Source organism: Rhizobium sp. Leaf384 (assembly GCF_001424065.1).
Classification (GTDB): Bacteria; Pseudomonadota; Alphaproteobacteria; order Rhizobiales; family Rhizobiaceae; genus Ferranicluibacter.
In genome coordinates this window covers 1,633,634-1,658,538 of the sequence record NZ_LMQE01000001.1, presented here as the reverse complement: position 1 = coordinate 1,658,538, position 24,905 = coordinate 1,633,634, and the positions used below count along the sequence as shown (strand labels likewise).

Sequence of the window (24,905 nt, the reverse complement as noted above, 5' to 3'; positions counted from 1 at the left end):
GCTCTCAGTTGCGGCCGGGCAGAACGCGGTCGGGCGGACGGTGCCCATCGAAGAAGGCGCGGATGTTGATGATGACCTTCTCGCCCATGTCGACCCGACTTTCGATGGTTGCCGATCCCATATGCGGCAGAAGAACTACTTTGCCTTCGGAAGCCAGCTTGACGAGCTTCGGATTGACGGCCGGTTCGTTCTCGTAGACGTCGAGACCGGCTCCAGCGATGCGGCCCTCCCGCAGGCATTTGATGAGCGCTGTCTCGTCCACGATGCCGCCACGTGCTGTGTTGACGAGATAGCTCGTCGGCTGCATCAGCTGTAGCCGCCGTGCGGAGAGAAGGTGATAGGTCGCCGGCGTCGAGGGGCAGTTGACCGACACGAAGTCGACACGGGCCAGCATCTGGTCGAGGCCGTCCCAATATGTCGCTTCCAGCGACGCCTCGGTCTCCGCGCTGACGCGATGCCGGTTGTGGTAGTGGATCGAGAGGCCGAAGGCTTTGGCCCGGCGGGCGACGGCGGTGCCGATCCGACCCATGCCGACGATACCGATCCGCTTGCCGGAAATCCGCCGTCCGAGCATCCAGTTGGGCGACCAGCCGGCCCAGTCGTGGCGCCGGTCGGCAAGGATGGCGGCGCCCTCCGTCAGCCGCCGCGGAACAGCCAGAATGAGGGCAAGCGTCATGTCGGCCGTGTCTTCCGTCAGAACCGCCGGCGTGTTCGTTACCGTGATGCCGCGGCGCGCAGCGGCATCGACGTCGATGTTGTCAACGCCGTTGGAAAAGCTCGCGATCAGCTTGAGCTTCGGTCCGGCCTTTTCGATCAGCGCTGCGTCGATCCGGTCGGTGACGGTGGGCACCAGCACGTCGGCCTGTGCGACAGCCAAGGCGAGCTCGTCGTGGCTGCGCGGGGTGTCGTCGATGTTGAGGGTTGCATCGAAAAGTTCGCGCATGCGGGTCTCGACGATGTCCGGCAGCTTGCGGGTGATAAAGACCTTCGGCTTCTGTCTCTGCGTCATCGTCAAATCTCTCCCCGGACCCATGCCAGACGGTGCGCCGCGTTGACGGCTTCTTAACCAAGATGATGGATCGTATCGTCAGAGCGTTATCTAGCAGAGACGCACCGGAAGACCAACACAGCCAGCCTCTCGATGCCGCCGGGACGACCGGAGACATCGAAGCCCGTGAAGGCCCGATGATGTTGATGTTCGACCCGGTTTCACAAAACGGATATTGCCATGCGCCAGTTCCATCTCGGCTTGATCGGGCAGCGGGTCGCCAGGCGCGGCCTCATGGCTGCCGTTCTTGCAGCCTCGACCCTCCTACCCCTCGCCATCTCCGGCGTTGCCGCGCCCGCATGGGCGCAGGCGGCCAAGGGTGCAAGCGGCCTGCCGCTGCCACGTTTCGTCAGCCTGAAGTCGAAGAGCGTCAACCTGCGCGTCGGCCCCAGTGTCGACTACGCGGTTTCCTGGCGCTACCTCAAACCTGGCGTGCCGGTCGAAATCATCCAGGAGTACGACAACTGGCGCCGCGTACGCGATGCGGACGGAACGGAAGGCTGGGTCAACCAGGCACTCCTTTCGGGTGCCCGGACCGCCCTGGCAGCCCCGTGGATGCGCGGTAAGGGGCAGGGCGTGCTCGTCAACATGCGCCGCGAGCCGCAATCGGGCGCGACCGTCGTCGCCCGTGTCGAGCCGGGCGTGATGCTGCACATCGGCGAATGCACCGGCGAGTGGTGCAAGGCCGAAGCGCAAGGGGCGGAGGGCTGGATCGTCCAGACCGAAATCTGGGGCGCCTATCCCGGTGAAGCCTTCAAATAATCGGGATCAGAGAAGGCCCGCTTTGGCCGCGGCGTCCTTTAGCGAAACCATCGGGCGGGGACCGACCTGCTCGATCACGATGCCGGCGGCAAGGCTCCCGAGCTTCCCGCAGGTGTCGAGCGGCTTGCCGGCGGTGTAACCGAAAAGGAAGCCCGCCGCATAGAGATCGCCCGCCCCCGTCGTATCGACGACCCGCGCGACCTTGGTCGCTTCGACCTTGATGCGCTCGTCGCCCCGTACGATGATGGAGCCTTCCTCGCTCATCGTGACGGCCGCGAGCCGGCAATCGCGCGAGAGCCGGGTCAGAGCATCGGAGAAATCCTCCGTTTCGTACAGCGCCAGCGCTTCGGCCCGATTGGCGAAAACGATATCCACCGTGCCGCTCGTCATCAACTCCAGGAATTCGGCGCGGTAACGGTTGACGCAGAAGCTGTCGGACAGGGTCATGGAGACCTCGCGTCCATTGGCATGCGCGATGCGCGCCGCGTCGCGGATGGCCTCCTTGGCGCGCGGGGGATCCCAGAGATAGCCCTCGAAATAGGTGACGGCAGCGTTGGCCACGACATCGGGTTCCACGTCCTCCGGGCCGAGCTCCACGCAGGCCCCGAGATAGGTGTTCATCGAGCGCTCGCCGTCCTCGGTCACGAAGATCATCGACCGCGCCGTCGGCGGAAAGCTGTCGAGCGGCCGGGTAAGGAAATGCACGCCCTGCGCCTGGATGTCGTGGGTAAAGATGTCGCCCAGCTGATCGTTGGCGATCTTGCCGAAATAGGCGGCCCTGCCACCGAGGCTCGCAATACCGGCCGCCGTGTTGCCGGCACTGCCGCCCGAGGCTTCGAGCGCGGGCCCCATGCGCGCGTAAAGCAGCTCGGCGCGCTCGGCGTCGATCAGGTTCATCGCACTCTTGATGATGCCATTGTCGGTGAGAAACCGCTCTTCGCAGCGTGCGATAATGTCAACGATGGCGTTGCCGATCGTCAGGACGTCGAAAGTGGTCATGAACCCCGCCTGGAAAAATCTGTGTCCGGCGTTTGGTCTTAATCGAATTCTCGCGCTTTGGAAGGTCTTTCGGCCGAAGGCGTCGCAAGGCTGGAAAAGACGGCTTTCTTCCGCGTGCAATTGCCGCGTTGCGATCGGCAGGACAGCATGGCATATCGGCGGCGTATCGCCCGGGGAGGGTGTTCGATCCGCCGGGGGAGAGGGCGCTTGGGGGGACGAACCTCTGCAAGACGTCTCCATGCCTTTGCGACGGAGCATATGGATGGGGAAGGGAGTGGGTTGATGTCGGCCACCACGTCGAAGCCGGCTGGGATGGAAGATCCTGGTACGAGCGGACTTTCGAGGCGGCTGAGCCTTGTTCTGGCCGCAGCGTGCGGCCTCATCGTCGCAAACCTCTACTTTGCTCAGCCGCTCGTCGGTCCCATCGGCGCCTCACTCGGGCTCTCGCCGGATGCGGCCGGATTGATCGTCACGCTGACGCAGCTCGGTTATGGCCTCGGTCTTCTGCTGATCGTGCCTCTCGGGGATCTCTTCGAGAACCGGAAGCTCATTCTGGTGATGCTGGGCCTTTCCATTCTCGCGGTCCTGTCGGCCGGCCTGGTGACGCAGGCTGCGGCGTTCCTGGCGACGGCCTTCGCCATCGGGCTCTGCTGTGTGGCGGTCCAGATCATCGTTCCCTATGCGGCGCAGATGGTGTCTCCGGCCGAACGGGGGCGCGCGGTCGGGAATGTCATGAGCGGACTGATGGTCGGGATCATGCTGGCCCGTCCGGCCTCGAGCTTCATCGCTGCCTTCCTGCCGTGGCATATGGTCTTCGTTCTCTCCGCCCTCTGCATGAGCGGTCTTGCGCTGTTTCTGGCGCGCGTGCTCCCGCGCCGCATGCCGACCTCCCGCCTTGCCTATACGGCATTGATCGGCTCGCTGCCGCGGCTCGTTGCCACGCAGCCGGTGCTGCGGCGGCGCGCGGCCTATCAGGGGTGCATGTTCGCGGCTTTCAGCGTTTTCTGGACCGTGACGCCGCTCCTGCTCGCAAGCCCGACCTTTGGTCTGTCTCAGGCGGGTATCGCCCTGTTCGCACTCGCGGGAGCATCCGGCGCGCTGGCCGCCCCCATCGCCGGGCGCCTGGCGGACAGGAACCTCAGCTTTGCCGCCACCCGCATCGCGCTGATCGGCGGCGCCTGCGCCTTTCTCGTCACCCATCTCGCGCCGGAAAGCTCGACGGTCTCGCTTGCCGTCCTGACGCTTGCCGCCATTGGTCTCGACTTTGCGGTGTCGACGACGTTGGTGCTCGGGCAGCGGGCGATCTACGTGCTCGGCGACGAGCATCGCAGCCGTCTGAATGGCCTCTATATGGCGACGTTCTTTCTATGCGGCGCAATGGGTTCGGCGGCCGGGGCCTGGCTCTACGCCCATTGGGGCTGGTGGGGCGCTTCGCTTCTCGGCTTCTCCCTCCCGGCTGCGGCTCTTCTCTACAGCCTGACCGAACGCCGCTGACGCGGCGCCTTGCGCGCCTGCGGTCGCGTTCAGAACACCTGCGGCGGAAGGGGAACCAGCGGCGCGGGGATGGTGTTGGACTTTTCCGCTGCCTTGCACAGGTCGGCGATCACGCAGTGCTCGCATTCGGGACGGCGCGCCTTGCAGGTGTAGCGTCCGTGCAGGATCAGCCAGTGATGGGCGTGGAAGAGATAATGATCGGGGATGATCCGCACGAGATGGTCTTCCACCTGATCCGGCGTCTTGCCCGGAGCAAGCCCGATCCGGTTGGCGATGCGGAAGATATGCGTGTCCACAGCGATCGTCGCTTGGCCGAAGGCCATCGACAGGACCACATTGGCGGTCTTGCGTCCGACGCCGGGCAAGGTCACCAGGGCGTCCCGGTCGCGCGGCACCTCGCCGCCGAAATCCTCGACCAGCTTGCGGCTGAGCGCGATGACGTTTTTGGCCTTGTTGCGGTAGAGGCCGATCGTGCGGATATGTTCGCGCACCGCATCCTCGCCGAGCGCCAGCATCTTTTCCGGCGTATCGGCGACGGCAAACAGGCCCTTCGTCGCCCTGTTGACCCCGACATCGGTAGCCTGGGCCGACAGCGCCACGGCGACGACCAGCGTGAAGGGGTTGAGGTAGATCAACTCGCCCTTCGGCTCGGGCCGCTGCACGGAAAAACGGCGGAAGATCTCCTCGACTTCCTCGCGCGTGTAGGCGCTTTTCGGCGTGCGCACGCGCGCCTTCGAGGCCTTCGCCGGCGCCTTGAGAGGGCGCGGGGTCGCCGCAGCCTTGGGGTTGCGCGGCTTTGCCGCGGGCTCGAGCGCTGCAGGGTCCACGGATTTCGGTTTCGGGTCTTTCATGTCTCCTCTATAATGGTGGGCCATGAACGATGGCAACGCCGACATACGCTCTGCCGAAACGCCTGTTTTCGCCGCGGAGCTGACGCCGCATCGCTCGCTCGGCCGGAAAGGTCTGCGTGTGGTCTTCCTGCTGGCCGCGCTGATGAGCCTCGTTCATGTCTTCGTGTTCCTTGTCATCGGCGCCTGGCCGGTCGTTCTGTTCTTCGGGCTCGACTTCGTGCTTCTGTTCGGCGCCTTCTGGCTAAACAATCGTTCGGCGCGCATGCGTGAAGAGGTCAGCGTTTCGCGCACCGATGTCGCCGTGCGCAAGTTTACGGCCGCCGGCCACATGACGGAGCACCGGTTCAATCCGTTCTGGACGCGCTTCGATGTCGCCCGCCACGACGAGATCGGCATCGTTTCCATGCATGTCCACGATCGCCGGCGCGGTACCGACATCGGGTCCTTCCTCAATCGCGACGACCGCGAGACCTTCGCCACCGCCTTTTCCGGCGCGCTGGCCACGGTGAAGCGGCGGGGCTGATCGTCGCAAATCGGGTGGCGGCGGGCGAGCGCGCATGCTGTTCTACGGCCGGCGGCATCGCATATGTGCCGGCCGCGAGGACGAGGAGAAGACGACGATGACGATCATGCCGCGCCTGACAAGCGAGATCACCCCCGAGGGGAGCGATTACGATACGGTCTGCCGTGTGGTCGAACTGCTGACGGGCGATTATCGGGAACAGCCGGGCCTTGAGGAGCTCGCCGCGCGGCTCGGGCAGTCGCCGACGCATCTCCAGCGCATATTCACGCGCTGGGCGGGCTTGTCGCCCAAGGCATTTCTCCAGGCGGTGACGCTCGACCACGCCAAGCGTCTGCTCGGAACGGAGGGCCTGCCTCTCCTCGAGGCAAGCCTTGAACTCGGCCTGTCCGGTCCGGGACGGCTGCACGACCTGTTCGTCACCCACGAGGCCATGTCGCCCGGTGAATGGAAGCTCAGGGGTGGGGGCCTGACGATCCGGTACGGCTTCCACCCATCACCGTTCGGCACGGCGCTCATCATGGTCACGGATCGCGGTCTTGCCGGCCTTGCCTTCAATGATACGGGCAGCGAACGGGAAAGTTTTCAGGATATGGCCGGCCGCTGGCCGAACGCCACCTATGTGGAGGACGTTGCCGCCACCACACCCTACGCCGCGCGGATCTTCGAGCCTGGGCACTGGGACGCCGAGCAGCCGCTTCGGATCGTGCTGATCGGTTCGGATTTCCAGGTCCGGGTATGGCAGGCCCTCCTCGACATTCCCATGGGACGCGCGGAAACCTATTCGGCGATCGCCGGCCGGATCGGTCAACCCAGGGCGTCCCGCGCCGTGGGTGCCGCCATTGGCCGCAACCCCATCTCGTTCGTCGTTCCCTGCCACCGTGCGGTCGGCAAGAGTGGCGCGCTGACCGGATATCACTGGGGCCTGACACGCAAGCGCGCCATGCTCGGCTGGGAAGCGGGGAAGGTCTGATCCATCCCCGCCCGTCATGCGTGCGTGCAGGTCAGTGTGCGCCCGACATATCGCCGAGAACCTCTTTCGAGGCGACGGTCGAATCCGGATTGAGCGTGTAGACCATCGGCACGCCGGTCGCCAGGTTGAGCTTGAGGATCTCCTCCTTGGTCAGCCGATCGAGCACCATGACCAGCGCGCGCAGCGAATTGCCATGCGCGGCGACCAGCACCGTCTGGCCCTTCAGCACGCGCGGCAGGATCTCGGTGAGGTAATACGGCCAGACACGGGCACCGGTGTCACGCAGGCTCTCGCCACCCGGAGGAGGGACGTCGTAGGACCGGCGCCAGATATGCACCTGCTCCTCGCCCCACTTGGCGCGCGCATCGTCCTTGTTGAGACCCGACAGGTCGCCATAGTCGCGCTCGTTGAGCGCCTGGTTGCGGATCGTCTCGAGCTCGGGCTGGCCGACGGCATCGAGAATGATCTTCAGGGTCTTCTGCGCCCGGGTCAGGTCGGAGGTGAAGGCGATGTCGTATTTCAGCCCGGTGGCGGCAAGCGCCTTGCCGCCAGTCTCGGCCTCCTCGATCCCGAGCGGGGTCAGGTCGGGGTCCTTCCAGCCGGTGAAGAGGTTCTTCAGGTTCCATTCGCTCTGGCCATGACGCACCAGGACAAGCGTTCCGCTCATGATCGTTCATTCCTCGTTTCGGTGTTGACGTCGGGGACGTGCTGGAAATGCCTCAGCCGGCGAGCCCCAGCACGTCCAGCATGGTGTAGTAGCCGGGTTTGCGCGTCCGCGCCCAGAGCGCTGCGGTAACGGCCCCGCGCGCAAAGATCGAACGGTCGGTGGCCGAATGCGACAGCGTCACGGTCTCGCCTTCGCCGGCGAGAATGACGGAATGTTCGCCGATGACGGAACCGCCGCGCAGCGTTGCAAAGCCGATCGTGCCCTCGGGCCGTGGCCCCGTGTGGCCGTCGCGCACGCGCACGGATTGGTCTTCGAGGTCGATCCCGCGGCCGCGGGCCGCAGCCTCCCCGAGCAGAAGCGCCGTGCCCGAAGGAGCGTCGACCTTGTGCTTGTGGTGCATTTCCAGGATTTCCAGGTCCCATCCGGAAGCGGGAAGGGCGCGGGCCGCCTGTTGCACGAGAACGCCGAGGAGATTGAGGCCGAGGCTCATATTGCCCGACTTGACCACCCGTGCATGCCGCGCCGCCGCTTCGAACCGCGCCTCGTCGTCGGCCGAGCATCCGGTGGTGCCGATCACATGGACGATGCGCGCTTGCGCGGCCAGGCCGGAAAACGCGACGCTGGTGGCCGGCGTCGTGAAATCGAGAACGCCGTCGGCCTCGACGAAGGCCTGGAGCGGATCGTCCGTCACGGGAATGCCGATGGGGCCGAGCCCCGCGATCTCGCCGGCGTCGCGTCCGACGAACGGCGAGCCGGAGCGTGCAACGGCGGCCGACAGGCTGACACCCGGCATGGCCTGGATCGTCCGGATCAGCGTCTGGCCCATGCGGCCCGCCGCGCCCACGACGACGAGGTTCATATCCGACGTGCTCATGCTGCAAGGCTCATGCAATGGGGCTCATCTGGTCCGGTCCGTGCTGTCGACGAGGTCATCGAGAATCTCGGTCGTCTGGCTGCCCTGAAGGTTGTGGAGGCGAGCGTAAAGCCCGTCCTTACGATCCGCAAGCTCCATATGCGTGCCTTCCTCGACCACCCGCCCGTCGCGCATGACGATGATCTTGTCGGCATTGACGATCGTGGAGAGGCGGTGCGCGATCACGACGACGGTTCGCCCGTTCATGGCATGGTCGAGCGCCTTCTGCACCGCGGATTCGGATTCGGTATCGAGCGAGGAGGTGGCTTCGTCGAGAAGCAGGATCGGCGCGCGCCGGACCAGCGCGCGGGCGATCGAAAGCCGCTGACGCTGTCCGCCCGAAAGCGTCACGCCGTTTTCGCCGACAGGCGTGTCGTAGCCTTGCGGCTGGGCAAGAATGAAATCATGCGCATAGGCGAGACGGGCAGCCTCGAACACCTCTTCGTCTGTCGCCTCGGGTCGGCCATAGCGGATATTGTCGCCGATCGAGCCTTCAAAGAGGTATGGCTGCTGCGAGACATAGGCGAGCCCGTTCCGCAGCGACAGCTTGGTGATATGGGCGATGTCCTGACCGTCGATCAGGATTTCGCCTTCCGACGGATCGTAGAAGCGCGGAATGAGGCTGATCACAGTGGATTTGCCAGCGCCGGACGGGCCGACCAGAGCCGTCGTCTTGCCGCCTTCGGCCACGAAGCTGACGCCCCGCAGGATCTCGTCGCCGGTGCCGTAGGAAAAATGGACATTGTTGAAGGTGATCGTCGCGGAGGAGACCTCCAAGGCCCGGGCGTCGGCCTTGTCGCGCTGGTGCGGCACGGTGTCGAGCACCTCGTAGATCATCCGTGCGTTGACGGCGGCGCGCTCCATCGACACCTGCAGGCGCGCGAGGCGCCGTGCCGGATCGTAGGCCATGAGAAGCGCGGTGACGAAGGAGAAGAAGGCGCCAGGCGGGACGTTGTCGTAGATCGAGCGGAAGGCGGCGTAGCCGAGGACGCTGGCAATGGCAAAGCCCGCAAAAGTCTCCGTCATCGGGGCAGTGCGCTCGGACAGGCGAGCGATCCGGTTGGCGCGGTTCTCCGCGCGCGCGATGATCGCCTCGACTTTGCTTTTCAACTGCTCCTCCATGGTGAAGGCCTTGACGATCGTGATCCCCTGGATCGTCTCCTGCATGGCACCCAGCACATGGCTGTTGATCTCGACCGATTCGCGCGTCGCGTTGCGCAGCCGCCGCGACACGTAGCGAAGGCCGATCAGCAAAGGCGGAGCGATCAGGAAAACAATGATCGTCAGCACCCAGTCCTTGCCGATCATCACGCCGATCAGCGCGATCAGCGTCAGCAGGTCGCGTGCGATCGAGGTGACCGTCATGTTGAGGACGTCGCGGATGCCCGATACGTTCTGGCTGATCTTGGCGGAGATCCGGGCGGAGCGGGAATCGGTGAAGTAACCGACGCTCAGAGCCATCAGATGGGCGTAGAGCCGGCGCTGGTAGCTCGCCACGATGTTGTTGCCGATCTTCGACAAGGCGACTGCCTGGCCATAGGTGGCAAAGCCGCGCACGACGAAAGCAACGAAGATGGCGGCGCAGATGATGAGGACCATGTCGGCCCGCTTGTTGGCAAACGCCTCGTTGACGACGGCTTCCATGATCCAGGCCGTGAACGCCGTCGACCCCGCTACGAGCGCAAGGCAAGCGATCGCAAACAGATAGCCTTTGAGATGTGCCCGCCCGTTCTCCCGCGCGACCCGCTTGAGCACGCTGGTGATCGTGTCGGCGTCCACTGGCGTGTGCTTCTTCTTCTGATCTTTCAAAAGCTCTTTCCCTGACCGAGCGGTCCTTCGATCGGATGCTTGGCCGCGCTCTATAGTGCCTTGAGAGCCATTTGGCGAGTCTCCCCCCCCCGTTTCGAGGGTATGGCCCCGGGCCAGCCGGTCCGGTTCAGGCCCTCCAGTGACGCCCTGTGGTTGCCACGCCGAACCGGGCCGGAGTCTGCGCGAAGGCCGCAAGGCCTGCCAGTGCGGCAAAGGGGTGGGTGACGACATAGGTGGGGATCGAGCGCATCAGGGCCGAATGCGGCGCCTTGTCCTCGAAGGCCGCGCGGAATTCGGGCTGCTGCAGCGCAGGCAGGATCTTCTGCGAGATGCCGCCAGCCAGATAGACGCCGCCGCGCGCCATGAAGATCAGCGCCATGTCGCCTGCCACCCGACCGAGATATCCGGCAAAGAGCGACAGCGTTTCGACACAGGCCGGTTCGGTGCCGGCGAGCCCCGCCGCCGTGATGTCGGCCGGATCGGTGTGCTCCGGCGTCAAGCCGTCCGTCTGGCAGATGGCCTGGTAGATATTGACGATGCCGCGGCCGCACAGAAGTTGTTCGGCAGAGATGCGGCCCTCGATGGTTTCGAGATGCGGCCAGAGTGCGGTATCGCGGCGCGTGCGCGGGCCGATGTCCACGTGGCCGCCCTCGCCGGGAATGGGGAAATAGGTGCCGTGCGTATGTAGGAGGCCGGCAACGCCGAGGCCTGTGCCCGGACCAAGGACGGCGCAGGAGGCGCTCTCCATCGGCACGCCCGTACCGATCTGCGCGCAATCCGTCTTTGCGATCGCCGCAACGGCGAGAGCCTGCGCCTCGAAATCATTGATGACGATGACGTCGGAAAGGCCGAGCGTGGCGATCATGTCCGCCGGCGTGATCACCCAGCCGGCATTGGTCAGCGGGATCTGGTTGCCCTTGACGGGCGCGGCCACCGCGATGATGGCCGAGCGCGGGCGAAGCGGAGCGCGGGGCAGCACGCCGATCTCCAGCGCTGCCTGGATGCTGGGATAGCCGCCTGTCGGCACCACGGGAAAGACGACCGGGGCAGCCGTCGCGTCCGTCAGGAGCGCGAAACGGGCATTCGTCCCGCCGATGTCCCCGACCAGGATGGGAAAGGCGAGGCCGGGAACCGTTTCTGCAGACGCGGGCATGAAACCTCCTAAGGAAAACGATGGGGCTGAGGGTCGACAGGCACCAGCCTGCCGGACTGGCGGGGCAAGGGCGGAAGCGCTTCGCATGTTTTGCAGAACCGCTCCAGTCCAAAAGTCGAAACGTCAGGCTGAGCCGGACGCGACAACTTCTCAGAGCGGCCGGAAATCCACCAGGCGCTCGGCGGTCGCACGGTTCAGCGCCATGGGAATGTCGTAGACGGTCGCGAGCCGCGTCAGGGCCTTCACGTCGACATCGTGCGGCAGAGCCGTCAGCGGATCGATGAAGAAGATCAGCAGATCGACATCACCCGTGGCGATCAGCGCGCCGATCTGCTGGTCACCACCGAGAGGTCCACTTTTCAGGCGCGTCACGTCGAGGCCGGGGCATGCGTCCTGCACGCGGCCGCCCGTGGTGCCGGTTGCGACGATCCGCCATTCCGACAGCACGTTCTCGTGGGCTTTGGCGAACTCCGCCATGTCCTGCTTCTTCAGGTCATGCGCAATCAGCGCCATGCATTTGCGACCGGTCATTCCGTCCTCCGCCTCATCCTCGTCGCCCATATTTCCCGGAACCCGAACCGGTTCAAGGGGAAAGTGCGACGCCGGCACGCTACTGTGTTGCGCCCGGTCGGCGGGTGGGAAGAGGAACAGCGGGGTCGCCGACGGAGGCCGGCGGAACATTGGCTGACGACGGCAGGGTACTCGACGACGGGTCGGCCATGGACCGCGTGATCGGCGCTGAGACCGGAACCTTGCCGCCGAAGGTCGAGGCGGCTTCCGACGAAGCGGGTGCGGCAAGCACGCCCGTGCAGGCCTGCGGCAGGTCGGACAGCATCACGAAGCGCGGTTTGACAGGCTTGGTATTCGGGTTCGGCTTCGGCTTTGCCCAAGGTTCCTTCGTGAACCACCAGGCAAGCGACTTGTCGCAGCCATCGCCGGGCGCAACGGCTGCCTGAGGCTTGCAGCCGGGCGAATCGGCCGGGCATTTGATGCGGATGTGGAAATGCTCGTCATGGCCGTAAATCGGCCGGATCTTGCCCATCGACGTCCGGTCGCCGGTCCAGGTGTCGCACAGCTTCTTCTTGATCGCCGGGTTGACGAACACCCGGTCGACCTCCGGCTCGCTTGCGGCCAGCATGATCAGCCGGGCATGCGTCGGCGTCCAGCGGTCTGGATTGACGGTGAGAAACTTGGTCTTATCGAGCATGGACACGAAAGGCCTGCTTTCGCGTTCCGCCACGCTCATCGGCCGTGCGGGCTTTGGCTGGAACCAGATGTCGGCATCGAGTCCGATCTGGTGGGAGGCATGGCCCGTCAGCATCGGCCCGCCACGCGGCTGGGAGATATCGCCGAGCAGGATGCCCGAGCCCCAACCGATCTCTGCCGCATCACGCGAGAAACGCTCCAGGAAGGCGATCATGTGCGGATTGCCCCAACGCCGGTTGCGCGACAGGCGCATGGCCTGCCAGGTGGGTCCGTCGGCCGGCAGCGCGACGGCACCCGACAGGCATCCCTTGGCATAGGAGCCGAAGGAAGCGGGCGCCGTCCTGCTCGGGAGCGTCATGGCGCCGAAGAGCTGCTTGGCCGTCTGCGGCTCGGCTGAAAGCGCCGGCTCGAGTCCGAGCGGCAGGATGAGCGCCGCCGCGACGAGGGCCCGTGTCGCCCAATGGCCAGAAAATCGCGCGCCATTGAAAAATCTTGCGCCGGCTGAAAATCTTGAGAGAGGCGATATCATGCGGGTCTGTCCGGTGCTGTCGGGATCGGGCGGGTCGTCGAGAGCCATCTCTCTCACACGGTCTTTGTGTCAGACTTGCGGTCAAGCCGATGTGAAGACGGATTTCCGGTGCTCCCGGGGCATTGCCTGTCAATCGGCCGCAATTTGCCTATTGTGTGCGAACACCGTGATCATGGAGACCAATTGCATGCGGCAGACGACGAGCAGGACAACCCCGGCACAGCGTTTTGGAACACGCGCCCTCATCGCCGCCGCCATCCTTGTCACAGCCGTCGCCGCACGCCCCGCGCAGGCCGAGAATGTGCAGTGGCGCCATGGCATGTCGACCGTGGGTGAACTGAAGTATCCGCAGGGATTCACGAAATTCGACTATGTGAATGCGGATGCGCCGAAGGGAGGGAATGTCAGGCTGGCCACGATGGGCACGTTCGACACCTTCAACTCGATCCTCGCCAAAGGCGAGCTGGCTGCCGGCGTGATGGGACCGGTTTCCAGCGCCTCCGGCATGTCTGTCGGACTGGTGTTCGAAACGCTCATGAAGCCCTCCATGGACGAGATCCTGACGGATTATGGCCTTCTGGCCGAGGCTGTCGCCTATCCAGACGATTTTGCCTGGGCCAAGTTCCGTCTTCGACCGGAAGCGAAATGGGCCGATGGCGCGCCGGTAACGCCGGACGACGTGATTTTCAGTTTCGATAAGGCGAAAGAGCTCGATCCCAAAGCCGCCTCCTATTACGGCCATATCACCAAGGCGGAAAAAACAGGCGAGCGGGAGGTGACGTTCTGGTTCGACGAGACCGGCAACCGCGAATTGCCGAAGGTGGCGGGCAGCCTGGCCGTCGTGCCCAAGCATTGGTGGGAGGGAAAGGATGCTGCCGGGAAGCCGCGGGACATCTCCCGCACGACCCTTGAGATACCCATGGGTTCCGGCCCCTACAAGATGACCTCCATGAAAGCCGGATCGACCGTCTCGTACGAGCTTCGCAACGACTATTGGGGAAAGAACCTGAACGTCAACGTCGGGCAGAACAACTTTGCAAGCATCCGTTTCACCTACTTCGCGGATCTTGACGTCGCGTTCGAAGCGTTCCGGTCGGGCAACGCAGACTACAGGTGGGAAAACTCCGCGCGGCGCTGGGCAACCTCCTACGACTTTCCCGCCATCAAGGACGGCAGAATCAAGCTTGAGCGGCTGGAGAACGACAGTCGCGACAGCGGCGTCATGGTCGGCTTCATCCTCAACCTTCGACGCGAACCGTTCAAGGATGTCAGAGTCCGCGAGGCTCTGAACTACGCGTTCGATTTCGAGGAGCTGAAGAGGACGATTTTCTTCAACGAATACGACCGCATCAACAGCTTCTTCTTTCCGACCGAGCTGGCATCCTCGGGGCTTCCCCAAGGGCGTGAGCTGGAGATCCTGACGGAGCTCAAGGACAAGGTGCCCCCAACCGTGTTCACCAAGCCCTATACCAATCCGGTTGGCGGAGAGCCTGCCAAGCTGCGCGATAACCTGCGCAAGGCGATCGGACTTCTCAAGGAGGCCGGTTACGAACTCAAGAACAACCAGATGATCGAGACGAAGACAGGCAAGCCGCTGACCTTCGAGATCTTGCTCGACGGCACGACCATCGAACGCGTCGCTTTGCCTTTCAGCCAGAACCTGCGGAAGATCGGAATCGAAGCACGTGTTCGAACGGTTGATAGTTCTCAGTACACCAATCGCTGGCGGTCGAAGGATTTCGATTCCATCTATCTGGGCTGGGGACAGTCGCTCAACCCGGGAAACGAGCAGACGGAATACTGGGGAACCGCCGCGGCAACGCGCGAAGGGTCGCAGAACTTCTCGGGCCTTGCCGATCCGGGAGTCGATGCCCTCATCCGCAAGGTCATCTTTGCGAAGGATCGCGACGAACTGGTTGCCGCGACGAAGGCGCTTGATCGGGTTCTCCTGGCCCATCACATCATCGTTCCGACCTATGCGTCGCGCGATATGCGAATCGCCTATTCCAAAGATCTGATGCATCCGCAAAATCTGCCGGAGTATTCGGTCGGCTTTCCTGCGATCTGGTGGTCGGCTTCCGCGAAAGCTCCATGAAAGCCTTGCGTGGCAGGCTGGCCTGCTTTTCATAAGGCCAAACCGCGAATCAGGAACGGGAACGTCAGCGCATTGATCGTACATCGGAACATCGGGTCGCACGAAACGAGGCGCCGTAACGGCATTCTTCGCGACCGCGTCGTGTCGGTGACAATAGCAGAGGCGGGAACAAGGCTCGGGACAACGGCAGGGGTACGGGTCTAATGGGCGGCTATATTCTGCGGCGTCTGCTCCTAATGATCCCGACGATCATCGGTATCATGGCCATCTCCTTCGCTGTCGTTCAGTTTGCACCCGGTGGTCCAGTCGAGCAGGTCATTGCCGACCTGACCGGGCCGAACCAGGGCGGCGACCGGTTGTCGGGCGGCGGCGGCGATCTTGCTGGCGCGTCCGGCGGTGACCAGAGCGGCAACAGCTATCGCGGCGCTCAGGGGCTCGATCCGGATTTCATTGCCAAGCTCGAGAAGCAGTTCGGCTTCGACAAACCACCGCTCGAGCGCTTCCTCACGATGATGTGGAACTATGCCCGCTTCGATTTCGGCGAGAGCTTCTTCCGCAACACGTCCGTCATCGACCTCATCCTCGACAAGATGCCGGTGTCGATCTCGCTCGGCCTGTGGATCCTCATTCTCTCCTATGCGATCTCGATTCCGCTCGGTATCCGGAAGGCGGTCTCGGACGGCTCGCGCTTCGATGTCTGGACCTCTGCCATCGTCATCGTCGGCTATGCCGTGCCGGGCTTCCTGTTCGGCATCCTGCTCATCGTGCTTTTTGCAGGCGGGTCCTTCTTCGACTGGTTTCCGCTGCGGGGCCTGGTCTCGGACAATTTTAGCCAACTGACATGGTGGCAGAAGATCCTGGATTATCTCTGGCACATGACGCTGCCGCTTGTCACACTGCTGCTCTCGGCCTTTGCCACGACGACACTGCTGACGAAGAACTCCTTCATCGACGAAATCCGCAAGCAATATGTCGTCACCGCCCGGGCAAAGGGCTTGGCGGAGCGGCAGGTGCTCTATCGCCACGTCTTTCGCAATGCCATGCTAATCATCATCGCCGGCTTTCCCGCAGCCTTCATCTCGGCCTTCTTCACCGGCTCGCTCTTGACCGAATACATCTTCTCGCTCGATGGCCTTGGCCGTCTCGGCTACGACGCCGTCGTCAAGCGGGATTACCCGATCGTGTTCGGCACACTCTTCATCTTCTCGCTGATGGGCCTCGTCGTCAGTCTGCTATCGGACCTTATCTACACCTGGGTCGATCCGCGTATCGACTTCGAGCGGAGGGACGTCTGATGACGGCGCTCACTGGAACCCCGTCCGGGATGGCCGCGCCGCAGACGGGTCGGCTTTCCCCCGTCGCCCGTCGGCGCTGGGAGAACTTCAAGGCCAACCGGCGTGGCTTCTGGTCGCTCTGGATCTTCCTTGCCCTGTTCGGCATCAGTCTCTGCGCCGAATTCATCGCCAACGACCGGCCGATCCTCGTCTCCTACAAAGGCGAACTGCTCGTTCCGGTGCTCGTCAACTATCCGGAAGAGACGTTCGGCGGATTTCTGGCCGAAACCGACTATGCCTCCGACTTCATTCGGGAGGAGATCGAGGCGAATGGCTGGATGGTCTGGCCGCCGATCCGGTATTCTTATCGCAGCGCCAATTCCAATATCCCGCATTCCGCGCCCACGGCGCCGTTCTGGACGATGAGCGCAACAGAGCGTTGTTCGGGCTACCCGCAGGGCGAGGCGGATCGCGGCTGCACGCTCGGCAATTTCAACTGGCTCGGCACCGACGATCAGGCGCGAGATGTCGCCGCGCGCACGATCTACGGGTTCCGCATTTCGGTGCTCTTCGGCCTGGCGCTGACCATCGCCTCGGCCATCGTCGGCGTGACCGCCGGCGCCATTCAGGGCTATTTCGGCGGTTGGACGGACCTCCTGATGCAGCGCTTCATCGAGATCTGGTCGTCCATGCCGGTGCTCTACATCCTGCTGATCATCGCGGCGATCCTTCCGCCCGGCTTCTTCGTTCTCCTCGGCATCATGCTGCTGTTCTCCTGGGTCGGTTTCGTGGGCGTGGTGCGGGCCGAATTCCTGCGGGCGCGCAATTTCGAGTATGTCCGCGCCGCCCGGGCGCTTGGCGTCGGCAATGCCACCATCATGTGGCGGCATCTTCTGCCGAACGCGATGGTGGCCACGCTCACCTTCCTGCCCTTTATCCTTTCAGGCTCCATCACCACGCTGACCTCGCTCGACTTTCTCGGTTTCGGCATGCCGCCCGGCTCGCCCTCGCTCGGCGAGCTGATCGCACAGGGCAAGTCCAACCTGCAGGCCCCTTGGCTCGGCCTTACCGCCTTTCTGGTGATGTCGATCATGCTGTCGCTGCTGATCTTTATCGGCGAAGCCGCGCGTGATGCGTTCGATCCGCGAAAGACGTTTGGTTGATGCGTGTCTCGCACGCGCACATGAAAGGGCGTATCCTCGCGTCCGGCCCGTTCCAAAGGCGATATGACGTCGATGATCCGGCATGCCCGCCCCGCATGCAATCTGCCGACGACGCTATTTGCTGTCAGGGCGACATGGCCGATGCTGTATCACCCGCGGGCATGAATGAAGCCGTCAGGCTTTTGCGCGCCGACATCCCCACGCTCACCACACGTCTGGAATCGCTGTCCCCATGACCGAACCGCTGCTTTCCGTGCGCGATCTCTCCGTGGCCTTCCATCAGGGCGGCAAGACCTCCCTGGCGGTCGATCGTGTGTCGTTCGACATTGCAAAAGGCGAGGTGGTGGCGCTTGTGGGCGAGTCCGGGTCCGGCAAGTCGGTATCCGCCAATTCCATCCTGAAGCTTTTGCCCTATCCCGCCGCTAGCCATCCGAGCGGGCAGATCCTGTTCAATGGCCGCGATCTCCTGACGATCGATGATGCCGAACTGCGTGCCGTGCGCGGCAACGACATCACCATGATCTTCCAGGAGCCGATGACGTCGCTCAACCCGCTCCATTCGATCGAACGGCAGATCGCCGAGATCCTCGACCTCCACCAGGGCATCAAGCCGGCGCAGGCCAGGCCGCGCGTGCTGGAGCTCTTAAGCCAGGTCGGCATCCGCGAGCCGGAGAAGCGCCTGAAGGCCTATCCGCACGAGCTCTCCGGCGGTCAGCGCCAGCGCGTGATGATCGCCATGGCGCTTGCCAACCGGCCCGAATTGCTGATTGCCGACGAGCCGACAACGGCGCTCGACGTCACCGTGCAGGCGCAGATCCTCGAGCTTCTCAAGCAACTGAAGGACGCGCATGGCATGTCCATGCTGTTCATCACCCATGATCTCGGCATCGTGCGCAAGATTGCCGATCGCGTCTGCGTCATGACGAAGGGCCGGATCGTGGAGACGGGGCCGACCGCCGAGATCTTCGGCAATCCGCAGCACGCCTATACCCGTCATCTCCTCGCCTCCGAACCGCGCGGCACCCCGCCGACGACCGACGAGACGAAGCCCATCGTCATCGAGGCCACGGACATGAAGGTGTGGTTTCCGATCAAGGCAGGCTTCCTGCGCAAGACGGTGGATCATGTGAAGGCCGTCGATGGCATCGACCTAACGCTGCGCGCCGGGCAGACGCTGGGCGTGGTCGGAGAATCCGGTTCAGGCAAGACGACCCTCGGCCTTGCCCTCACCCGGCTGATCGGGTCGCAGGGGCGTATCGGTTTTGAGGGGCAGAACATCGAGAGCTATTCCTTCAGCCAGATGCGGCCGCTGCGACGGCGCATGCAGATCGTCTTCCAGGATCCCTTCGGCTCACTCTCGCCCCGCATGGCGGTTTCCGACATCATCGGCGAGGGGCTGAAGGTGCACGAGCCGTCCCTGTCGGCGCGGGAACGCGACGCGCGCGTGGCCGCCGCCCTGGAGGAGGTGGGCCTCGACGCTGCAACGCGCTGGCGATACCCGCATGAGTTTTCGGGCGGCCAGCGCCAGCGCATCGCGATTGCCCGCGCCATGGTGCTCAAGCCGCAGTTCGTCATGCTCGACGAGCCGACCTCGGCACTCGATATGAGCGTCCAGGCCCAGGTGGTCGACCTCCTGCGCGACCTGCAGGCGCGCCACGGTCTCGCCTACCTCTTTATCAGCCATGATCTGAAGGTGGTGCGGGCGCTGGCCAATGACATGATCGTCATGCGGCTCGGCAAGGTGGTGGAGAAGGGGCCGGCGGAGACCATCTTCACGGCGCCCCGCGAAGACTATACCAAGGCCCTTATGGCCGCCGCCTTCGATCTGGAAGCCGTGCCCGTTCCTGCGGTGCGCCAGTAGGCTCGGACGCGCGAAACCCAAAGCAGATCCGGGAAAATCAACATGACTGCCAGTGCCGCTCCTGTCGTCGTCGACCTGAAATTCAACCCGGATGACGTGAAGGCAGCGCTTTCCCGTGCCTTTCCCGGCCGCGACGTCATCAACCGCGCCGATCCCGACCAGGCGGGGCGCGATCTTGCGCAGGCGCGCTATGCCGTCGTCTGGAAGTCGCAACCCGATCTCTTTGCGCGCGCACCCAACCTGCAGGCGGTCTTCTCCGGCGGCGCAGGGGTCGATCACGTGCTGACCCTGCCCGGATTGCCGGATGTGCCTCTGGTCCGCTTCGTCGACCCGACGCTCACCACCCGCATGAGCGAATGGGTGGTGCTGCAGTGCCTGCTGCATCTCCGCCAGCACGCTCGCTATGCGGCGCAGGCTCAGCGGGGTGAATGGGCGGAGCTTCCACAGCCGGAGGCGCGCGAGATCACCGTCGGCGTCATGGGTCTCGGCGTTCTCGGGCAGGACGCCGTGCGCAAACTGAAGATCATGGGCTTCACCGTCGTCGGCTGGTCGCGGCGGCAAAAGACGATCGACGGGGTCGAGACCTATGACGAAAACGGCCTCGACGCCTTTCTCGCCCGCACGGACATGCTCGTCGGACTTCTGCCGCTGACGGCCGAGACGCGCGGCCTCTATGATGCGGCGCTTTTCGCAAAGCTCCGCCGCGGGGGGCCGCTCGGTGCGCCGGTGTTCATCAATGCCGGACGCGGCGGTAGCCAGGCGGAAGCCGATATCGTCGCGTCACTCCGCTCGGGCGTCCTGCACGGTGCCTCGCTGGATGTCTTCTCGACCGAGCCGCTGGAGGCCGATAGTCCGCTATGGACGCTTCCGAACACGATCGTCACGCCGCATGCGGCAGCGGCGTCAGACGTCAATGCCCTCTTCCGCCACGTGGAGGCGCAGATAAAGCGTCACGAGGCAGGACTGCCCTTCGAGCATCTGGTCGATCGAACAGCCGGCTATTGATACCTCGGCTGAATGCATGTCGCCCGAAAGTGTGCAGCGGTTTCGGGAAACGACATGCATCAGAACAAGACCTTGAAGCGCGTTGTGTGAATCCTTTTTCACCCACCGCGCTTTAGGGCCTCTCGACCGGCCGGCGAAAGGCTGTCGGCTGCTCGTAGAGCCAGCCGATCCGTTCGATCGCCTCGTCGAGCCCTTCGCGTGCCACGCTCATCGTGTTGCCGTTGGCATGGATCAAGGTCGTTTCGTCTTCCATGATCGCAACATGGCCCTTCCAGAAGACAAGGTCGCCGCGCCGCAGCGTGTCGCGGGTGATCTCGCGCCCCAACGAGGCCGCTTGCATGTCGGTGTCGCGCGGCGCGCTGACCCCGGTCATCATCAGCGACAATTGCACGAGTCCCGAGCAGTCGATGCCGAAACCGGAGCGTCCACCCCACAGATAGGGTGTCTCGACGAACCGGGCGGCGATCGAGACGTAATCGCCCTGCAGCGCCTCGCCGACCGGCGCGCAGTGACCCGCAACGATGGCCTGTCCGTTCTCCAGAAGAAAATAGCGCGTGCCGCGCGTGCTGCGCTCGTCGATCGCCGTGATCCGGCTGCCCATCGACAGGGCCTGGACGGTGGGAAAGCGGAGATCCGCGCCGGAATAGACGAAGGTGCGCGGCGCTGTGATGATGTGCGTCGGGCTCTTCTGGATACTGACCACGGCGAAATCCGGGACATAGCCGACATAACTGTCCGCATCCGCCTTGACCCATGCCCAGCCGTTCGCGGTATCGAGCACGCGCACCGTTTCGCCGATCAGAAGTTCCGTATCGGTGCCACAGCCGAGATCCGGCTCGGCCCGCAACGGCATGACCGGCACGCAGCAGACGGCGGTCGAGCCCGCGGTGAAGGCAAGGGCGTCGACATGGCCGCGCAGCGCTTCCTCTGCAAGATCCGGGCGAAAGGCATGGAGACGGCGATCGAAGGAAGAGGTCATCATGTTCACACGCAGGGAAGGGGATTGAGAAGGATCGGGATGACGATCCCGAAACGGCGTTTCAAACGACATATCAGAGGGACAGTCTACGGCCGCGATCAATGATCAGATCGCCAAGTTTTTCAAGATAGAGCGCGCCGGTCACGGTGCGTTTGATCACGACATTGCGCCGGTCGCGCTCGTCGCGAACCCGCTCCACCAGCCCACGTTCGCCCATCGTGTCCAGCGCTCGCGTGATCACCGGCTTGGTAACGCCCAAGGTGGCGGCGAGACCGCGGACCGTATGCGGCGGCGGCACGAGGTAGATATGGAGCAGAATGGCCATCTGCCGCAGTGTCAAGTCGCCGGTCTCGACACGAACCTGATCGAGCGACACCGTGTGCCAGAGCGTCAGCGCCTGCGTTGCGGACAGTTCGACCGGCATGATCCCTCCGGGTGTTCTGGAAACGGATCCCAACTTGTCCCGGAAAATCGTTACGGAAGCGTTCTCGCCTGTCGGGTCTCCGATGCATGCGAGGCACGATCGGAGGCAGGACACGCTGCGTCTCTGATCGCGATCACGACCGAGAGTGCCTTACCGCCCGGACATTTCCTAGAACAGACTGCCCTGCTTTGCCGGCTCGGACGGCTCTGCGCTGCCGCGCTTGCGCGGCCTGGGTGCTGGTCCCTCGGTGGTGATCGCGCCGACGGTGCCATCGGCAAATTGCAAGGCCACGGACTGGCCTGCCGACAGGGTGGCTGCGGCCTTGACCGGAGCGCCGTCCGCATCCCGCACGATCGCATAGCCGCGGGCAAGCACGTTCTGATAGGAGAGCGATTGCAGCACGCGATCCTGTGCCGAGACGGTGCTGCGGGCCCGGCGCAGATCGGCAATGATGGCGGCATCGGCCCGTCCCGAAAGGCCCTTCAGCCGATCGCCCGAGCGATGGACCTGCGACAGCAGCCGGGCGGGAAGGCCCCGCAAGGCCACATCCGCCGACGTTACGCGCGAGCCGGCCCGCGCGATGAGCCGCTCGACATTGCGTTCGGCCCGCACCATCCGTTCGAGGAGCCGCTGGCGCCGATCGTTGATCCGGGCAGTCAGTATATCGGGACGAAGATGTGCCCCGACGCGCTCGAAACTGCGGCGCTTGTCGGCCGTGTTGCTGACCAGCCCGCGCACGAGCCCGGACGCCGCCTCGTCGAAACGGCGGCGCGGTAACGCGAGCACCTGATCGAGCGAGGGCAACACGCGTGCCAGGGCCCGCAGTGACTGGCGGCGATTGTCCATATGCCGTCCGGCCGCGCTGCGCAGGCGGGCGGTCAGTGACGACAGCGTCGCCTCGAGGTCGGCGCGCACGGGCACTGCCATCTCCGCAGCCCCCGTCGGTGTCGGCGCGCGGCGGTCGCTCGCATGGTCGATGAGCGTCCAGTCTGTCTCGTGCCCGACGGCCGAGATCAGGGGAATGTCGGAGGCTGCGGCGGCCCGCACGACTGCCTCGTCGTTGAAGCCCCAGAGGTCTTCGAGACTGCCGCCGCCGCGCGCGACGATCAGCACATCGGGCCTCGCGATCGGCCCGCCGGGCGAAAGCGCGTTGAAGCCGCGAATGGCGGCTGCCACCTCGTCGCCGGAACCCTCACCCTGCACCTTGACCGGCCAGACGACGACATGCACCGGAAAGCGATCGGCAATGCGGTGGAGAATGTCGCGGATGACGGCTCCGGTTGGCGACGTCACGACGCCGATGACGCGTGGCATGAAGGGCAGGAGCTGCTTGCGGCTTTCCTCGAACAGACCCTCGGCGGCAAGCCTGCGCCGGCGCTCTTCCAGAAGTGCCATCAGGGCGCCGGCGCCCGCCGGCTCCAGCGTCTCGATCATGATCTGGTATTTGGAGGAGCCCGGGAAGGTGGTGACCTTGCCGACCGCGATCACCTCCATGCCCTCTTCGGGCTTGAAGCGCAGCTTGCCCATGGTGCCTTTCCAGACCACGGCATCGATCCGGGCGCGTTCGTCCTTCAGCCCGAAATAGGCATGGCCCGAGGAATGCGGACCGCGATAGCCGCAGATCTCGCCGCGGACGCGAACTTGGTCGAACGCCTGTTCCATTGTCCGCTTGATCGAGCCGGACAGCTCGGAAACGGAATATTCCCACAGATTGGAAGGCGAATCGGCATCGGAGGTAAAGCTCATGTGGTCATTGTGACGCGCCCGGGCCGTGAAAACCAGATGCGGCGGTCCGGCGAACAATCTTGCCACCGGTTTTCCACGCTCGGCCGGGGTGCCGCATCCTGTCGGCGAACGACAACCAGCCGAAAAAGGACCGCACCACCATGACCGACCGTTTTGCTCACACCGCAGACTCGCTCTCGAGCCCCGCCACCCATGCTTTCGACATCACGCCTGCCGACGACGCCGATCTCCCGGAAACGACCCGGGCGATTTTCGTGGGGATCCGCGGCGCGGTCGCGTTGCGGATGCAGTCGGGCGCCGTCGTTACGCTTGCCGGCATCTCCCAGGGCACGCTCCTGCCGGTGCGGGCCGATCGCATCCTGGCCACCGGCACGACGGCATCCGCCCTCGTCGGCCTAGTCTGAGCATCAGACGGCTTCCCAGCCGTCCTTGTCGCTGGCGCGGTAGATCGCGTCGATGAAGGCCTGGTTGGCGCGCGAGTTCTCGAGCGTCACCACGGCATCTTTGCTCCCCATGGCAGCGCGCGAAAAGGCTTCGGCCTGGAGCTTGTATTGGCGCGTGTCCTGGAAGCGGAAAAGCTGCGACTGGCTATGGTTCTGGTTGGTCAGGGCCACTTCCTGACGGCCGTAGCGTTCGGCGTTGAACGGGGAGGTCACCTCGATCACGCCCTCTTCGCCGTGGAAAACCATGACCTGGCGGGCGGCCAGCTGGGTCGAGATGTAGAAGGACAGCTCGAAGGCGCCAAAATCCGCCCTGACGCTCGAATAGATATCGGTGCCGAACGTCGCATCCCGCTCCGTGTTGGCCTGGACGCGCTGAGGCTCGAGGCCCGTTGAGAAACGGGTCGCCATGGTCGGGTACACGCCAATATCAGGAAGCCCGCCGCCGCCGAGTGCGGGAATGTTGCGCATGTTCGCAGGATCGCGGTTGAAATAGGTGAAGGCGCCCTGCACGTGCCGCAGCCGGCCGACGGCACCCTCGGCCAGCAGCGACCGCACCTTGTGCCAAACGGGGCTGTAGGTGATCATGTAGGCTTCCGAAATCAGGACGCCCGTCCGGTCGCGCGCCTCGATCAGCCGGTCGATCTCCTGCGCCTTGAGAGCGATCGGCTTCTCGCAGAGCACATGCTTTCCAGCTTCCGCCGCCCGGATGGACCACTCGACGTGCTGGGCCGTCGGCAGGGGGATGTAGACGGCGTCGATCACGTCGGACGCGAGCATCTCCTCGTAGCTGGCAAAGGCGTGCGGCACGGAAAACCTGTCGGCCATTTCGCGGGCCCGAGCGCCGTCGCGGCTGGCAATGGCGGTGACCACGCAGTTTTCTGCGTCCTGGATGGCGGGGACGACCGCATCGCGACCGATCTTGGCGGTCGACAGAATTCCGAACCTCAACATGCTGTGCTTCTCCCTGGATTGTGCGCCGGACTATGCCACG

At 64.3% G+C, this 24,905-nt stretch carries 23 protein-coding genes; 10 read left to right on the top strand and 13 right to left on the bottom strand.

Annotated elements, in window-relative coordinates:
• Window positions 1-4: 4 nt before the first annotated feature.
• Window positions 5-1,009, bottom strand: coding sequence for a D-glycerate dehydrogenase (locus tag ASG25_RS07650; protein WP_062471426.1), 1,005 nt, complete (start codon window positions 1,007-1,009; stop codon window positions 5-7).
• 273 nt (window positions 1,010-1,282) lie between these two features.
• Here ASG25_RS07650 and ASG25_RS07645 point away from each other — a divergent pair, with 273 nt between their 5' ends.
• Window positions 1,283-1,810, top strand: a complete 528-nt coding sequence (locus ASG25_RS07645) for an SH3 domain-containing protein (RefSeq protein ID WP_062472408.1) — start codon at window positions 1,283-1,285, stop codon at window positions 1,808-1,810.
• A 6-nt stretch (window positions 1,811-1,816) separates the two neighbouring features.
• Here ASG25_RS07645 and ASG25_RS07640 read toward each other — a convergent pair whose 3' ends face one another.
• Entirely contained in the window at window positions 1,817-2,809 is a 993-nt protein-coding gene (locus ASG25_RS07640; protein ID WP_062471421.1) for an adenosine kinase, read from the bottom strand.
• Window positions 2,810-3,091: 282 nt separating this feature from the next.
• Between ASG25_RS07640 and ASG25_RS07635 the strand changes: the two genes are divergently transcribed.
• A complete protein-coding gene (locus ASG25_RS07635; RefSeq protein WP_082479964.1) occupies window positions 3,092-4,303 on the top strand; it encodes an MFS transporter in 1,212 nt (403 codons plus the stop codon).
• Between the two features lie 29 nt (window positions 4,304-4,332).
• On the opposite strand, the gene nth is transcribed toward ASG25_RS07635, so the two are convergent.
• Window positions 4,333-5,154 carry an endonuclease III gene (nth, locus tag ASG25_RS07630; RefSeq protein WP_062471418.1) on the bottom strand — a complete coding sequence of 274 codons (822 nt, stop codon included), beginning with the start codon at window positions 5,152-5,154 and terminating at the stop codon, window positions 4,333-4,335.
• A 22-nt stretch (window positions 5,155-5,176) separates the two neighbouring features.
• On the opposite strand from nth, the gene ASG25_RS07625 reads away from it, so the two are divergent.
• The gene (locus ASG25_RS07625; protein ID WP_062471414.1) at window positions 5,177-5,677 is read left to right on the top strand and encodes a DUF2244 domain-containing protein; all 501 of its coding nucleotides are present in this window, start codon (window positions 5,177-5,179) and stop codon (window positions 5,675-5,677) included.
• 97 nt (window positions 5,678-5,774) lie between these two features.
• Window positions 5,775-6,647, top strand: a complete 873-nt coding sequence (locus ASG25_RS07620; RefSeq protein WP_062472403.1) for a bifunctional helix-turn-helix domain-containing protein/methylated-DNA--[protein]-cysteine S-methyltransferase — start codon at window positions 5,775-5,777, stop codon at window positions 6,645-6,647.
• A 31-nt stretch (window positions 6,648-6,678) separates the two neighbouring features.
• Here ASG25_RS07620 and ASG25_RS07615 read toward each other — a convergent pair whose 3' ends face one another.
• The 6 genes from ASG25_RS07615 to mepA all read right to left on the bottom strand — a co-directional run bounded on the left by ASG25_RS07615 (window position 6,679) and on the right by mepA (window position 12,972).
• The gene (locus ASG25_RS07615; protein ID WP_062471409.1) at window positions 6,679-7,314 is read right to left on the bottom strand and encodes a 2,3-bisphosphoglycerate-dependent phosphoglycerate mutase; all 636 of its coding nucleotides are present in this window, start codon (window positions 7,312-7,314) and stop codon (window positions 6,679-6,681) included.
• Window positions 7,315-7,366: 52 nt separating this feature from the next.
• Entirely contained in the window at window positions 7,367-8,188 is an 822-nt protein-coding gene (gene dapB / locus ASG25_RS07610) for a 4-hydroxy-tetrahydrodipicolinate reductase (RefSeq protein ID WP_062471406.1), read from the bottom strand.
• Between the two features lie 24 nt (window positions 8,189-8,212).
• Window positions 8,213-10,036, bottom strand: coding sequence for an ABC transporter ATP-binding protein (locus ASG25_RS07605; protein WP_062471403.1), 1,824 nt, complete (start codon window positions 10,034-10,036; stop codon window positions 8,213-8,215).
• Between the two features lie 127 nt (window positions 10,037-10,163).
• Window positions 10,164-11,189, bottom strand: a complete 1,026-nt coding sequence (locus ASG25_RS07600) for a glucokinase (protein ID WP_062471400.1) — start codon at window positions 11,187-11,189, stop codon at window positions 10,164-10,166.
• A gap of 150 nt (window positions 11,190-11,339) precedes the next feature.
• On the bottom strand, window positions 11,340-11,720 hold the full coding sequence (locus tag ASG25_RS07595) for a methylglyoxal synthase (protein ID WP_062472400.1): 381 nt from the start codon (window positions 11,718-11,720) through the stop codon (window positions 11,340-11,342).
• Between the two features lie 79 nt (window positions 11,721-11,799).
• The gene (mepA, locus tag ASG25_RS07590) at window positions 11,800-12,972 is read right to left on the bottom strand and encodes a penicillin-insensitive murein endopeptidase (protein WP_244479330.1); all 1,173 of its coding nucleotides are present in this window, start codon (window positions 12,970-12,972) and stop codon (window positions 11,800-11,802) included.
• A 139-nt stretch (window positions 12,973-13,111) separates the two neighbouring features.
• Here mepA and ASG25_RS07585 point away from each other — a divergent pair, with 139 nt between their 5' ends.
• The 5 genes from ASG25_RS07585 (at window position 13,112) to ASG25_RS07560 (ending at window position 20,322) form a co-directional block, all read left to right on the top strand.
• Window positions 13,112-15,019, top strand: coding sequence for an extracellular solute-binding protein (locus ASG25_RS07585; RefSeq protein WP_062471397.1), 1,908 nt, complete (start codon window positions 13,112-13,114; stop codon window positions 15,017-15,019).
• 203 nt (window positions 15,020-15,222) lie between these two features.
• Entirely contained in the window at window positions 15,223-16,314 is a 1,092-nt protein-coding gene (locus ASG25_RS07580) for a microcin C ABC transporter permease YejB (RefSeq protein WP_062471394.1), read from the top strand.
• Between the two features lie 29 nt (window positions 16,315-16,343).
• A complete protein-coding gene (locus tag ASG25_RS07575; RefSeq protein ID WP_244479345.1) occupies window positions 16,344-17,456 on the top strand; it encodes an ABC transporter permease in 1,113 nt (370 codons plus the stop codon).
• A 232-nt stretch (window positions 17,457-17,688) separates the two neighbouring features.
• Window positions 17,689-19,317, top strand: a complete 1,629-nt coding sequence (locus tag ASG25_RS07565; protein WP_062471385.1) for an ABC transporter ATP-binding protein — start codon at window positions 17,689-17,691, stop codon at window positions 19,315-19,317.
• 42 nt (window positions 19,318-19,359) lie between these two features.
• Window positions 19,360-20,322, top strand: coding sequence for a glyoxylate/hydroxypyruvate reductase A (locus ASG25_RS07560; RefSeq protein ID WP_062471383.1), 963 nt, complete (start codon window positions 19,360-19,362; stop codon window positions 20,320-20,322).
• Between the two features lie 112 nt (window positions 20,323-20,434).
• Here ASG25_RS07560 and ASG25_RS07555 read toward each other — a convergent pair whose 3' ends face one another.
• From ASG25_RS07555 to xseA, 3 genes are all read right to left on the bottom strand, one after another.
• Window positions 20,435-21,301, bottom strand: coding sequence for an NlpC/P60 family protein (locus tag ASG25_RS07555; RefSeq protein WP_062472398.1), 867 nt, complete (start codon window positions 21,299-21,301; stop codon window positions 20,435-20,437).
• Window positions 21,302-21,374: 73 nt separating this feature from the next.
• Entirely contained in the window at window positions 21,375-21,725 is a 351-nt protein-coding gene (locus tag ASG25_RS07550) for a MarR family winged helix-turn-helix transcriptional regulator (RefSeq protein ID WP_062471381.1), read from the bottom strand.
• Between the two features lie 168 nt (window positions 21,726-21,893).
• Entirely contained in the window at window positions 21,894-23,471 is a 1,578-nt protein-coding gene (gene xseA / locus ASG25_RS07545) for an exodeoxyribonuclease VII large subunit (protein ID WP_062472396.1), read from the bottom strand.
• Window positions 23,472-23,611: 140 nt separating this feature from the next.
• On the opposite strand from xseA, the gene ASG25_RS07540 reads away from it, so the two are divergent.
• Window positions 23,612-23,875 (top strand): hypothetical protein, encoded by a 264-nt coding sequence (locus ASG25_RS07540; protein WP_062472394.1) that lies wholly within the window; start codon window positions 23,612-23,614, stop codon window positions 23,873-23,875.
• Window positions 23,876-23,878: 3 nt separating this feature from the next.
• On the opposite strand, the gene ASG25_RS07535 is transcribed toward ASG25_RS07540, so the two are convergent.
• Window positions 23,879-24,865 (bottom strand): Gfo/Idh/MocA family oxidoreductase, encoded by a 987-nt coding sequence (locus ASG25_RS07535; RefSeq protein ID WP_062471379.1) that lies wholly within the window; start codon window positions 24,863-24,865, stop codon window positions 23,879-23,881.
• Window positions 24,866-24,905 lie beyond the last annotated feature (40 nt).